Genomic DNA, 13,727 nt, shown 5'->3' on the forward strand with positions numbered 1-13,727 from the left:
TTACGGAATATAAATATATACTTTGCGCTTAAAATTTCCACTTCAATCTAAAGTGTTGTAATTTTCTGTTTTATTGTGAATTTATATAAAAAGATTTGCAAAGGAACTTACTATAAAGAGCATGTATAACAAGTTTCTTCCTATTATATAGAAGATGTTAGATGATATGAATTAAAACAGAGATACAATTAGCTCAAGAAGATAAAATGTAAGGTATGAAGTATAAGGATGTAGCTGAGAAATATGATGTAAGTGTTAATACTATAAAATCATAGAAGAACAGATACCAATAAGACAGAAAAGGTGTACACAGAAAAGAAGACAGGTGCACCCATTGGGAATAAAATGCGTGGGCAATTTGGATAATAAGAACCAAAATGAGGAAACAAGAATGTCGCGGACCATGACGCTCCCACAGAATAGAATGATTAAATTGAATAATTTAAGAAGCGTAGAAATTAAACCTTTCTACGCTTCTTCTAATTGATAAGAAATCTAATGTTTTTCTAAATTTTTTATATAAGATTTTACAGCTTGCAATAAGAATTCTTCCTGTCCCATACCAGCACCGGCTGCCAACTGAACTACTTTTTGCTTGAATTGATGATCCACATGAAAAGTTAATGGCTCTACATTACTTTTAAAGTAAATTCCTTCTACATGTGGAAGGATCGTGCCGGATTTCATATGAGAATGTAAGTATTTAATTTCCTCTTGAAACTGCAATGGATCTACTTGTAATACAAAAGGTTTAATTTCTAATCTGATAGTATCTGATGAATTACTTAATCGCATATTTGTGACACCTAGCTCTTTATAAAATAAATTTATTAGATTATAAGTGATAGAATTAAATAGCTGAGGTTTTTTAAATGAAAAAGATAAATACCCTCGTTTTGTAATTACCGCTTTTTTATTGAAAGGTTCAAAGAAGTAATCATGTTCCTTATAAGTGGATAGAGGGAAAATTTCTTCGTCCTCTGTAAGAATCTTGCCGTCTCCGCCATTAATCTCTATTACCCTAGCGGTTTTTCCGGTATGTAGATGCTTTAATAATTGATATAAATATATATCTTCATCTTGAATCTTAGTAATAAATGTTTTTCGCTCTTTTGTTTTAGTTTTTTCATAATCAAGCATAAAAATCTCTAGATCTTCCTCATCAATAATATATACTTGTTTTCCTCGTTTTTCTACCATTGTTGCGGGTAATTTTCCAGATTTAATGTACGTAAAGATAGTAGATGGTGCAACATTAAGAATTTCAGCTACTTCTTTCGTGCTAAGGCCTTTAACCTCATTTTTATTTTTTAAACGTTCAATATCCTCCAAATAGAAAATCTTACTACCGAATTGCTTCCAATTATCTTTATATACACATTCTATTAATCCATCTTTTTCTTTTTTTAAAATTGTTTGTACCGTTACTCCTAATAAGTCGGCTGCTTCTTTTGTCGTTACAGTAGGTTTTGTAATGAACAATAAATCTTGTGTCATGAAAGGACACCTCCATAACTATCGTTTACTAATATTTTAGGTATGTATATATCATATCAGAATCTGATTTATATTTAAAATAAGAAATAGATTTTATTAAATATCTTATTCATTTTTATAGTTTGAAAATATTTTTAATCCATTTTATATATTAATGAATTTTTATAGCTGTTTTTATTATAAAATCACTATGAAAGTTAAGAAGTTAACTAGTAAATAATATGTATTTACTAATAAATTATAAAAAAATATAAGTATAAGTAAATAGAGAAGAATATAGCGTTCTTACAGAAATAAAATGAATTATCATTTGTATAATTAATAGAAGTAAAATAAAATAATAATTATAGGTAATAAAGATAATTATATTTATAATCTTCAATAGGAGAGGTTAATTCGAAATATGAATAATAAATATATAAAAGAAAATTTATCAATTATAAACAATCAAAATGAGTATATAGATACATATGTAGAGAATATAAGAGATATCGTTCCATTTCTGCATAACAATAGTTATGTAGATAAGGTGGAAGAGAAGATGGAGGTTGCAGAAAAAGAGGGGAAGAATAAATATACGTATTTAAGTGATATAGAAGTCATTTATCATTTCGTACATTTACAAAAAGATATGGATGAGAAGAAGAATAGAAAAGAGGATACAAAAAAGAGTTATATCTCAGAAATCGTATCATTTTGTCAGTGCATGGTGCAGCGTGCAGAAGAATTTGAATTGAATGGGGAAGAGGTACAGAAAAAGGAATCTTTATTGAAAACATTGCAACCTTGGCATATTCGTAAATACAATTCTTGGTTGAAACGGGTAGAGAACGGTAGGAATGGTGACACATATGCAGTCGCAACACTTGCAAAGAAAACAGTGCTCATTCGTTCTTTTCTAAAACATCTTCATGTATTTTCTTATATTGAAAAACCTCTTCATGAAGAACTGCAGCGCGCAAATGTAAATGAACAAGATCGGCCAAATCGGGATCTATCCTATGATGAGGTTATGAAAATTTTAGGGTTTTATAAAGAAAGAGGACATTTAGTAAACTATACAATTTTACTTGCCCTGGCAAGTACTGGTGCAAGAATTCAAGAATTGTGCAACGCGAGAGTGAAGGATTTACATTATGACGGAAAGTACTGGTTAAAAGTTACTGGAAAAGGGGATAAAGTGCGTGAACTTTTCATTTCGGAACATTTATACCAGTGTATTTGTGAAATGAGGCGGAGAAGAGGATGCCAAACCGTATTGGAAAAAGGGGATGAGAGTCCGTTATTTATAAATCAAAGAGGAAATACTTATAACTCTAAAACACTATCTAATCAAGTAACAGATATGGTAAAAAAGACAAACTTAGAGTTTCTACTGTATCGTGAAAATCCAGTAACAGCGCATACATTTCGTCATGCTTTTGCCATTATGGCAGTAGAACAGGGAAATGCAGATTTATATCATTTAATGCAAACACTTGGTCATGAAAATATACAAACCACTAAAATATATTTAGAAAAGCATATGAAGCGTAAAAATAATGTTGGATCTTCTTTCGCTGATATGTTGGTTTAAAATTTATAACGCAAATAACCCCATTTAATTATATATTTTTTATATAATTAAATGGGGTTTCTATTTATTCATTCATTGTTAAGACAACCTCTTATAATTGAAATACGAAAAAATTTCTAAAATATATAAGTTGATCTACAGTGAAAAACAAATTAAAAATACTTAGAGTCAATTAGGTTTCACTTTTTAATCTTATTCTCTCCAAATTTGATGGACAAGATTTCTTTATAAATATAACTAGATACCACGTTAATTCTGAATTTTAGGTTTATCATAATAACTTAAATTAATTGGATTTAAAAAAAGACAGTGTAAGTTTACACTGTCTCTTAATTTTTGATGGGGAAAATTCAAAGTTAATCTTTTTTTGTTAACGCCAAGATAGGCATTAGCAATAACTTAATATTTTAATGTGTATCAAAAATGGTTTTATAAGATCGTTACTACCTATATACTTTATTCTTAACAATCGCTTTTGTAATTACATTCTTCTACAGGCTTGGTTGCGTGTCTTTCATCATCTGTACACCATGATTGTGATTGGAAAGCTAAAAATACAGCTTCCCATTTATCAGTGTCTTTATAATGGAAAAGTACCCACCGTCTTGCCAAATACCATCATCCACTCTGAATTTTTCTACATTTCCTTGGTTCATATGAACAACATGAATTCCAGGTGATCTCTTCACCGTAAGTATACATATCGACTTTGGGATTATTTGCAGATGTTTTCATGTAATTTAAAAATTTGTCTTGTAAGTCGTTATCTTCTCCAGGCGCAGTTACTGGAAGAGGGACTAATTTACAGCCATCAAGTAAATTGCCACGAATATAATCTAGTGCAATTTCTCTGTTGTTACGAGTGATTTTTGTGAAACCATAATTTAAGTTAGGTAGATTTGTAATTTGTTCGGAATGGAAATTTTCACCTTCATAATATAATAAATCGGATGGGCGTTTTTTTGATTTTACATTAATAATAATTTCGTATTCACGGTTATTATTATCTGAGACATTAACTGTAAAATGGGGTGTCCTATCATTATTATCAGGAGGGGTATACCCTACAACTTTCCCTTTTAAAACTCCATAGTTTTTTAACGGCAATTCTATTAGCTCCTAAAAATTTGTTTAATCAGAATGTACTATTATCCGTATCTTATTTTTTATCCTAAAAATACTTTAGTAAAAATGTGAAATAGTATTTTTTATTAAGAATTTATAATGAAAAATTTATGAATAAAATATTCAAATATCAGCTCATAATATATATGGATTGAAAATATGTACATATAACTAATGTAAAAGTAGTAATTAAAATAATATTTGTAATTCTATCAAGGGGTCTATTATTACGGCGTGTAAGGAATTAAATAAAGAAATTATTATTTGAAAATATAATGTTTGTAAAAGTGTTAATGAAATAAGTTATGTTTTTTATCTGTGGAGAACGGTAGATGGAAGGAAATATAAAAGGAAAATACTTTTAAAGAGGCAATTTTGACCAAATAAAAAAATTGTAAAAGGGTTAAGAAATAAATGCATGGCCCTAATTTTTATAATCATAAAGGAAATTTATAATCTAGTTTATATATTAATCGATAAAAACTTGAGTAACGTTTCCTTATAATCAGGAGGTTCTGTGTTATGGTACAAGAATTATATACTTATCGTGCAGGAAAAAAGGTTTTACTTCAAAAACGAGAAAATCAATTTGTAATTAGAACAAGTCCTGATAATTTAAAGGAAGTACATAAAAAATCAGAGGTTGAACAAGTATCTCCAGCATCTTTTCGTATTACAACAGATGAAAGTAACCTTGAGGATTTGATGAATGCTGCACGAGAAATAGCGCCTGCACATCATGCATATTATCGTATGGAAACAAACGATGAATTTCTTATTACAGATCGTATATTTGTAAAGTTTCGTAAAATATATTCTGAAGAAGAGGTTATTCTTTTCACTACACGTTATAAATTAGTATTACTACAGAAATATGATGATTATAATTATCTGTTTCAACTTACTAATGCTACTGGTATGAATCCAATCAAATTAATTGTTAAACTTATGGAAGAAGAAGTAAATGTAGAAGCAGCAGATCATGATTTAAATCATCGGATGCATACATATGATTTGGAAATACCGCATGATGAATCGTATTCTAAGCAATGGCATTTACATACGCACTTTCGAAATGCAGAATATGATTTGCGTTCTGCCACAAGATGTGAAGATGCTTGGAAATTGCTTGGTCATTTTGGCAGTGAAGAAGTTGTTATAGGTTTTTCAGATGATGGATGTAAAGTAGACCATCCAGATTTTAATTCAACTAACAAATTTGCTAGCTATGGATACTTTAAAAATGAACGACTATTTGTAAATACGGATAGTGACTTTCAAAAACAACAAATGTATATAACTTGTAAAAATCATGGTACTTCTTGCGCTGGAGTAATTGCAGCAGAAGTTGATGCACAGTTTACAGTAGGTGCAGCACCAGGTTGTAGGCTTTTACCTGTAAAATGGGAATCAAACGAAGAAGGATTATTTATAACTGATTCAAAATTAATGACTGTTTTAAACTATATTGCTGATAAGGTAGATGTTTTTTCAAATTCATGGGGAAGGAGTCCTGAAAGAACATGGCCTATTCAAGTCTTGGAGAAAATCACTGAATTAACAAAAACTGGTGGAAGAAGACGTAAAGGCATTGTTTTTTTGTGGGCAGCAGGGAATGAGAATTGTCCAATTGAGCATAATGCATTGGTTGATGTACCGTATACTGATGGATGGGAAAATGGTTCATGGGTAGGTGTAATAAAAGCTAAAAATTTTCATCACTCTTTAGTTAGTATTCCTGGTGTTATGTTTGTAGGAGCACTCAGTAGTCTAGCGCAAAGAAGTCATTATTCAAATTATGGTTTTGGACTTTCAATAACTGCACCTAGTAGCAATCTGCACGAATATTTTCGAATGCCTGTTAAAGGAGTACCAATTACGACAACAACTGGTTCTATCCCAGTCTTACATGGGAATTGTATACCAGAAAATGTAACAAGTCGTTTTGGTGGTACTTCCAGTGCAACTCCCTTAGTAGCGGGGATTGCGGCTTTAACTATTTCAGCGAATCCACATTTATCAGCTTTAGAAGTGATTTCTATTTTAAAAAGCACAGCATCTAAAAATTTGAACTTTGAGGGTTATTCAAAGACACCACCAAGTTCATTTGATATGGATACATCGTGGGACATTTCACCAATTCAACCATTTGATAAAGGTACATTTATTAATATTGGAAGCAGTGATGGGACATGGAGTCCATGGTTTGGACATGGTAGAGTGGACGCATTTGATGCAGTGAAAGAAGCTTTGAAACGTAATTAATGTGCATAAGATAATCCTTTTATTAAGTAGTTGAATTCGCAGTGAAAGAGGCAATAAAAAGATTTGATGCTGTAAGTTAAAAGAAGATAATTTTAATTAATTAGGGGAAAGTAGATCAATTACATAGAGCGAATGATTTGCAAATTCACCTTTCGTGTGTAATAGATGATTTACATGTAAAAGCCATTGACATTTGATTATGTTTGGAAATTTAATAAGAAAATAAGTTTTAATAATCTAAAGCTTTTTAAGGTAAAATGATAAAAAATAGTAAAATAAGTAACCGGTTCCTTAACGTATAAGGAGCCGGACATATAATATCTAAACTTATAATTTTACAATATGGTTATCCTATCATAATTAAGTTAGGGTCTGAAAATATTCTTTAAATGAAAACTCTAATTTCTTTACAGTTCAAATGGTAGAACTGGGAATATTAAAATACTCAATTGATCTACTAACCTGTTTTGGATAATTTAAAATTTGTGAATGCTTGTATAAAGAAATACGGTTGCTTCATACTAATTTTGAGTGACTTTAATTTATTAAATCCTGTTCAAGGAGGAAAGTACATGGACAAGAAACAGCTTCATAGTGGAGGTTTTGTACCAAAATATCAGCTTGAAAAATTAGCGGAAAAGGGGAATGAAGAAGCAAAGAAAACACTTTTACAAATGCAGCAAATTGAAGATAAAAACAAATGCCATAAAAAGTGAAAATATTGAGGATACACCTGCTTTAACACATTTTTAAACTAAACGAGGGGTTATAGGATAGCTAGATTTTATACAGGAATTGTTTCATCAGGGAGGGGAGCCCCCAGTTAGTGATGTAAACGTAAAAATTTTATAAAAAGATATTGAAACTTCATAATTAATTAGAAATCATTGGGCAAACATAACTAGGGGAATTTTGCAGAAAAAGCTTTTTTGGATTTTAGTTAGAAATTATAACTATAAATTAATATATTAGAATTTTCATTTAATGTAGATATGAAAAACGGTTATTACAGTGAAGAATACCTACTAGTTTACTTATTTTTAATAAGATAATATTTTTTTATCGATAAATTTTTGTATCTACTTTGGAGATTAAATAAATTATTTAGTTTGATTAGATTCAAACTTTTCTCTCTCTTTAATAAAGTATTAGAAATGCACGGAAATTAGTAATGTTCACGGTGGATTATTGGTAAGTTTTAATTTAAGTCTTAAGGATTTTTGGGAAGTTAAACTGACATACATTTAATTTTTAAACTAAGAGAATTTCTTTTGAAGATTATCGTTTTCTAGATTTTTAGAGCAATCTAAAAATAAGTTACATATTTAGTGAGATACGTGTAGAGAATAAATTTTGATTGTGTAAAAACAATCAAAATTTATTACATGAGGTGAAGATATGAGTCAAAATAATTCAAATGAAGTAAAGAAAAACGAGGTAGGATTAATTCCTTTTGATGTGTTGGAGGTTGTTAGTGAAGTTCGTGAAATACCTGAAGGTGTAAAACTAATAAATGCTCCGGCAGCATGGGAAAAAAGTGAAAAAGGAAAAGATGTTGTGGTTGCAGTTCTAGATACAGGCTGTCAAATTGACCATGTAGATTTAAAGGACCGCATTATTGGAGGAAGAAATTTTACTACTGATAACAATAGTGATCCAAATAATTATACTGATATGAATGGTCATGGAACACATGTAGCAGGAACGATTGCTGCTACAGAAAATAATAAAGGTGTTTTAGGAGTTGCCCCACAAGCTAAGCTACTTATTGTTAAAGTGCTAGGCGGTCCAAATGGATCGGGTGCTTATGAATGGATAATAAATGGGATTAATTACGCAGTAAACTGGAGAGGCCCTAATGGAGAAAAAGTAAGAGTTATTTCTATGTCATTATCAGGACCAGAGGATAATCCAGAACTACATCAGGCTGTGAAAAATGCAGTCAATAATGATGTATTAGTTGTTTGTGCAGCTGGTAATGGTGGGGATAATAACCAAAATACTGATGAGTTAAGTTACCCAGGAGCATATCAGGAGGTTGTAGAAGTCGGTGCTGTTGATTTAAATAAAAAAATAGCTGTTTTCAGTGAATCAAATAAAAATGTAGATTTAGTTGGACCTGGAGTAGGGATTTTATCAACTTACAAAGGTGGAGGCTATGCAACTTTAAGTGGAACTTCAATGGCAACTCCGCATATTTCAGGTGGTGCAGCATTAATTATTAAACATTGTGAAAGTAATAAGGAATTTGATAGAACGTTATCAGAGGATGAAATTTATGCACAATTGATTAAACGAACAACAGCTCTTGTTGATTCTAAGCGTTTAGTAGGTAATGGATTGTTAGATTTAGCAAAAGAATAAAACAGAAGGTATTGGCTTGCTTGATTTAATAGGTGTGTACATTAAAAAATTCTAAAAGTTAAGTTTGAAGTTTTATAAAAAAGTGGGTGTCAGGTACATCTGAAAATATCGTGTATTACAAATGCGATAAATATATATAGGTTTTATATAGGGATGAAAAATCGTTGCATCATAATGTTAAATTCAAATAATGTAAAATCAAAAAGCAGTTCTTTTTGATAGAGAAATTCCCAGAAACCCAAATGAGTTTTGGTTTGATAATCAAGGAAGAAGGTTTAAACCACTTGAAAGTTACCAAGTTCCTTTGAATACGGTTAGTCAACTGACTGGTTTAGAGTTTAATGATTTATTATATAAAACCAATCCTCTTTTCTTTCGTCCAAATAGTTTAACTGAAAGTGCAGAAATCAATACACCTGAGTATCATTTAATTCAAGGTGTAGGTGATTTAATTTTGGATCGCGATTTAAGTTGACCAATATATAAAAATTGAAGGTCGTAAAGGATATTGGAGTAATGTTTAAAAAAATCAACAAGGTCCAAATTTAATAAAGCATCATTCGAACACAAAAAAACAAAGGTGTAAGTAGCAGTTAGGAGGATAAATTATGATTGAAAGTTTAATTTTGGTTGAAGGACAGAACATCAGTACAGAAGCATTAAGAAGTATGTCTTTAGGAAATGCTAAACAATTGGTAATTGGAGTTACAACATCAGCTAAGGGAGTAATCCTTCAGGTTAATGCAACGTCTTCTTCTTATTTAGGGAGTGCACTCCTTGAAATTTCGCAAGTTCCAGGTGTTACGAACGTTTTAACATTGAAACTTGAGAATACCCAATGAGTTTGAAATTTATGTAATTTTGCTGGTTGGATTAGTTATAACAGAGTTTTCTGCAAATCTGGTAGTTTTTTTCTTAAGAAATTGAATACAAACTCTTCAAATATAGAAATTGTATTTTTTACCGAATGTAATTTTTGTTTAAAGACTTACAATATGTAGGTAAATAAAAAATACTAAGGAGAATTTTTTATGTCTAGACAATTGATTATAATAGCTAAATCAAATGTAAATTTAAGTCACTTAGGAACCTCCTCTTCTGACAGTCAGGAAAAAGATGATTTTATAGGTTTATTAGCTACTCAGGATATTCAAATTCAGCCACTTTTCGAGAAGGAGCAAATACAACCAATTAAAACAGTATCTCTTGAAAGTGATATAGAACCTCCTGATTTTTCTAAGTACTATAAAGTGATTGCTCCTGATGAGAAATTGGAAGAACTTGTAGCGCAATTTCGCAATTCAAGTGTAGTTGAAGATGCTTACATTAAACCTGCTCCGGAACTTGCAAAATTAGCTGTAGAACCTAAAACGGATGTTACAATCCAAGCTACTCCAGACTTGAGTTTTAGACAAGGTTATCTAAATGCAGCTCCAGCCGGAATTGATGCGCGACATGCTTGGAATTTCCCTGGAGGAAAAGGTAATGGAATAAATATAGTAGATATTGAAGGTGCGTGGAGATTTTCCCATGAAGATTTACGAGAAAATCAAGGTGGAGTTATTGCAGGAACACCATCTTCTGATTTAGGTTGGAGGAATCACGGCACTGCTGTAATAGGTGAAATTAGTGGTGATGAAAATGGCGTAGGTGTGACCGGAATTAGTCCAAACGCAAAAATACATGCAATTTCGGTTTTTGGGCAAAATCAAACTTCTTCAAATGCAATTTTACAAGCTGCTAATGCTCTCGGTGCTGGAGATATTATTCTTATTGAACTACATGCACCTGGACCACGGTTTAATTTTCAAGATAGACCTGATCAAAAAGGATACATTGCTATGGAGTGGTGGAAAGACGATTTTGAAGCAATTCGCTTTGCTACTGCTAAAGGAATTATTGTAGTAGGGGCTGCGGGCAATGGAGCTGAAGATTTAGATGATCCAATTTATGAAAACAGATTTAACCGTAGTCAAAGGGATTCGGGTGCTATCTTAGTAGGAGCTGGAGCGCCTCCACCAGGTACTCATGGTAGCGATCATGGCCCTGATCGATCTAGACTTCCCTTCTCAAATTATGGGTCTATCGTTGATACACAAGCCTGGGGAAGAGAAGTAACGACTACTGGATACAGTGATTTACAAAGTGGAGTAAATGAGGATTCATGGTATACAGATAGATTTAGTGGAACGTCTAGTGCTTCGCCAATTGTTGTAGGAACAATCGCTTGCCTTCAGGGAATTGTAAAAGCTCGCGGGCAAAGTCCGTTGACTCCTATACGTGTAAGAAACATGCTTAGAAATTCGGGCTCTCCACAGCAAGATGCACAGACAAGACCTAAAACACAACGTATTGGGAATCGACCAGATTTAAAACAGCTTATTAATATGATTCAGTAGAATTAATAATTGAAATCGCACTATTGAATTGATTATTAGTTTATTTTGATAGAGACGAACGTACATGTTTATTGATTTAAAATTTTTTAATCTCCCCAAACACTAAATACGTTATTCTTTCTAAACAAGCTAGATTAGAAAGAATAACGTATTCTTATAAATTTTTCGATTTAAGATGAATTACTACTATTTGTGGAGGAGTTGCCGACTTCTAGATGAAGTAAAAATCGGGGGAATTCAAGGAGGTATTTAAGTGATGGATAAAAAACATAGAAAGTTTAGTAAATCTAGTCCCTGTTATCAAAAGGTTTACAAAAGTGAGACGCTTATACTAGGTGAAAACTCAAATATTAAAAATATTCTTTCTACTCCTGAATTTATTTGTCCAGATGAACAATTTGAAATAGACGTAAATACTATACTTCAAGTAAGTTGTGTCTCTGATTCTTCGGGGTTAATTGTTATAGATTCATTAGATATTGTGGTACATGGAGCAGCTAAGTTTACAGAATTTGAATTAATTGAAAAAAACGGATGTCCAAATGGATGTCCAGCAGGTACTTTCTCAGGGCTTATAAGCCCTGATGAAAAAGCAATCACTTTAATTTATGATAATTTTTCTGTGGATTGTGAAGGAACGGGTGTTAATTTAAAGTGTTGTATGAATTTTTTTCAATTAGTTGCAGATGAATCAAATGAAATGCAAAAAATCAACTTTGATGTAACCCTAAGGGGATTTGCTTCATTAGATGAAGGATGCGGTGGGCAATTCAACGATAATTTTGAATCAGAAATTAATATAGGAACCACACTCATAGTAAAGGGAGATAAATAGAATTCACTTTAGATTTAGGAATAGGACGACATGGCCATCTAGATAATCAATTAATCGCTGAATTTATTTATATTATCATTCCGTTCGTACATATTCTGCTTTAAATGGGATGAAGCCTTATCAGTACTCAAGATCAATCGTGTAATCTAAATTTTGTTCTAGTTTTACTTGAACAGGTCATAATCTGATAATAGAAATAAAATACAGACTTTTCCTGAAAAAATGTATATCTGCAAAACCTGGAAAAAGTGACTTGAAAGGAGGCTCAAAATCATGGGTTTTGAATCATTAAATAGAAAAATGCTAACTAAGTCACATGGATTTACTGCAGGAATAGAAGGTCCTTCATGTGATAAAGAAGGGAATATTTATGCTGTTAATTTTAAAAGAAAAGGTACGATTGGCAAAGTAAGTCCAAATGGAGATAGTAAAGTCTTTATTGAGTTACCTAAAAATAGTATAGGTAGTGGGACACGTATTGATCGTTACGGAACATTGTATATTGCTGATTATTGTAACCATAATATATTCGCAGTTAATATTGAAACAAAAGCAATAAGGGTGTTTGCTTTTAATCCTGCTATGAATCAGCCTAACGATTTAGCCATAACTGATGAAGGTGTTTTATTTGCTAGTGATCCTAACTGGAGAAAATCAACAGGACAATTATGGCGTATTGATAAAAATGGGAGCACTCATTTATTAGAAACGAATATGGGAACTACTAATGGAATTGAAGTGAGTCCTGATGAAAAAAAACTATATGTAAATGAAACTGTACAAAGAAAAATATGGGTATATGATTTATCAAGTAATTATAAGTTAAGTAATAAACGCGTATTAATAGAGTTTACTGATTTTGGACTTGATGGAATGCGTTGTGATTTGGCCGGAAATTTGTTTGTAACGCGCATTGGCAAAGGTGTGGTAGCAAAAATTTCACCTGAGGGTAATCTTATAAGTGAAATCCAACTTAATGGAAAAAATTGCAACAATCTTACGTTTGGAGGTCCTGCTGGGAAAACCTGTTATGTTACTGTAGCTGATACAGGAAACATTCAAACGTTTGAAACAGATGTACCAGGAAGATGTTGGAGTTTACTACATAATAGATAAGAAAATTCTAGTACAAAAAATAAGAGTAAAAAGCTGAGAAACAATAGAAATTAGATGAGGAATAGGAAAGTTAATCAAAGGTGGAAATTTAATAACAAGTTAATAGTGTGGACCAGTAGATTATGAAAGGGGTACACTAGCGGTTATATTTCACATGTAATTAATATAGTTATAGGGAATTTTGGTGACCTTGAAAAACAAGGAATGGAACTAGAGGCCGCTGCAAAGTACAAAAATGCTTTTGGTAGAATTATGATCCAAAAGGAAATCTTAGAAAGGACCCCAGTGTAATAGGCATATACTGAGAATAAAGAATTTGGTTATGTTTGAGATGCCAATAATACAATAAGACTGCGACTAAATATATTGGATAAAGTAACAAAATACGAACATGTATATTTTTATGTTGAGAGTATAGATAAGAATCACTTGTCTGACCATAGCCCTGTTTTATTGTGCTACAGCGAAAAAGTTTTATAACCAAATTTAAGCAGTCAGGATTCTGACTGCTTAAATTTGGTATATCTGAGCTTGAAAGGTTAGTTCTAAA

Annotated in this window: 9 protein-coding genes and 2 pseudogenes; 9 read left to right on the plus strand and 2 right to left on the minus strand. The window is 31.6% G+C overall.

The annotated features are described in order from the left end of the window. Positions 1 to 215 precede the first annotated feature (215 nt). Positions 216 to 345: pseudogene (locus tag MR170_RS32655) on the plus strand (hypothetical protein); the annotation flags it as partial. Positions 346 to 495: 150 nt separating this feature from the next. Here MR170_RS32655 and MR170_RS03205 read toward each other — a convergent pair. Then, a complete protein-coding gene (locus MR170_RS03205) occupies positions 496 to 1,497 on the minus strand; it encodes a helix-turn-helix domain-containing protein (RefSeq protein WP_197241993.1) in 1,002 nt (333 codons plus the stop codon). Between the two features lie 403 nt (positions 1,498 to 1,900). Between MR170_RS03205 and MR170_RS03210 the strand changes: the two genes are divergently transcribed. Further along, the gene (locus tag MR170_RS03210; RefSeq protein ID WP_097920200.1) at positions 1,901 to 3,073 is read left to right on the plus strand and encodes a tyrosine-type recombinase/integrase; all 1,173 of its coding nucleotides are present in this window, start codon (positions 1,901 to 1,903) and stop codon (positions 3,071 to 3,073) included. Between the two features lie 462 nt (positions 3,074 to 3,535). Here the strand turns inward: MR170_RS03210 and MR170_RS03215 are convergent. Continuing rightward, positions 3,536 to 4,180: pseudogene (locus MR170_RS03215) on the minus strand (YukJ family protein). 540 nt (positions 4,181 to 4,720) lie between these two features. On the opposite strand from MR170_RS03215, the gene MR170_RS03220 reads away from it, so the two are divergent. From MR170_RS03220 to MR170_RS03250, 7 genes are all read left to right on the plus strand, one after another. Continuing rightward, the gene (locus tag MR170_RS03220) at positions 4,721 to 6,463 is read left to right on the plus strand and encodes a S8 family serine peptidase (RefSeq protein WP_242307173.1); all 1,743 of its coding nucleotides are present in this window, start codon (positions 4,721 to 4,723) and stop codon (positions 6,461 to 6,463) included. 572 nt (positions 6,464 to 7,035) lie between these two features. Then, on the plus strand, positions 7,036 to 7,179 hold the full coding sequence (locus tag MR170_RS03225; RefSeq protein WP_000358797.1) for a hypothetical protein: 144 nt from the start codon (positions 7,036 to 7,038) through the stop codon (positions 7,177 to 7,179). A 682-nt stretch (positions 7,180 to 7,861) separates the two neighbouring features. Beyond that, positions 7,862 to 8,827, plus strand: coding sequence for a S8 family peptidase (locus tag MR170_RS03230; protein ID WP_242307175.1), 966 nt, complete (start codon positions 7,862 to 7,864; stop codon positions 8,825 to 8,827). A gap of 608 nt (positions 8,828 to 9,435) precedes the next feature. Further along, positions 9,436 to 9,669 (plus strand): hypothetical protein, encoded by a 234-nt coding sequence (locus MR170_RS03235; protein WP_000573035.1) that lies wholly within the window; start codon positions 9,436 to 9,438, stop codon positions 9,667 to 9,669. Between the two features lie 189 nt (positions 9,670 to 9,858). After that, positions 9,859 to 11,226: a S8 family peptidase gene (locus MR170_RS03240; RefSeq protein WP_000089897.1), complete on the plus strand. Its 1,368-nt coding sequence runs from the start codon at positions 9,859 to 9,861 to the stop codon at positions 11,224 to 11,226. A 256-nt stretch (positions 11,227 to 11,482) separates the two neighbouring features. Beyond that, positions 11,483 to 12,061, plus strand: a complete 579-nt coding sequence (locus MR170_RS03245) for a DUF4360 domain-containing protein (protein WP_242307233.1) — start codon at positions 11,483 to 11,485, stop codon at positions 12,059 to 12,061. Positions 12,062 to 12,334: 273 nt separating this feature from the next. Then, positions 12,335 to 13,177, plus strand: coding sequence for an SMP-30/gluconolactonase/LRE family protein (locus tag MR170_RS03250; protein ID WP_242307176.1), 843 nt, complete (start codon positions 12,335 to 12,337; stop codon positions 13,175 to 13,177). The last annotated feature ends 550 nt before the right edge of the window (positions 13,178 to 13,727 follow it).

Origin of the sequence: Bacillus cereus group sp. BfR-BA-01524 (assembly GCF_022662595.1) — a bacterium.
GTDB lineage: Bacteria > Bacillota > Bacilli > Bacillales > Bacillaceae_G > Bacillus_A > Bacillus_A thuringiensis_S.

Bases quoted from the DNA above. Each gene is read 5' to 3' on its own strand.
- MR170_RS03235 (WP_000573035.1), top strand. From the start codon at position 9,436: ATGATTGAAAGTTTAATTTTGGTTGAAGGACAGAACATCAGTACAGAA.
- MR170_RS03225 (WP_000358797.1), top strand. From the start codon at position 7,036: ATGGACAAGAAACAGCTTCATAGTGGAGGTTTTGTACCAAAATATCAG.
- MR170_RS03250 (WP_242307176.1), top strand. From the start codon at position 12,335: ATGGGTTTTGAATCATTAAATAGAAAAATGCTAACTAAGTCACATGGA.
- MR170_RS03205 (WP_197241993.1), bottom strand. From the start codon at position 1,497: ATGACACAAGATTTATTGTTCATTACAAAACCTACTGTAACGACAAAA.
- MR170_RS03220 (WP_242307173.1), top strand. From the start codon at position 4,721: ATGGTACAAGAATTATATACTTATCGTGCAGGAAAAAAGGTTTTACTT.
- MR170_RS03210 (WP_097920200.1), top strand. From the start codon at position 1,901: ATGAATAATAAATATATAAAAGAAAATTTATCAATTATAAACAATCAA.
- MR170_RS03230 (WP_242307175.1), top strand. From the start codon at position 7,862: ATGAGTCAAAATAATTCAAATGAAGTAAAGAAAAACGAGGTAGGATTA.
- MR170_RS03245 (WP_242307233.1), top strand. From the start codon at position 11,483: ATGGATAAAAAACATAGAAAGTTTAGTAAATCTAGTCCCTGTTATCAA.
- MR170_RS03240 (WP_000089897.1), top strand. From the start codon at position 9,859: ATGTCTAGACAATTGATTATAATAGCTAAATCAAATGTAAATTTAAGT.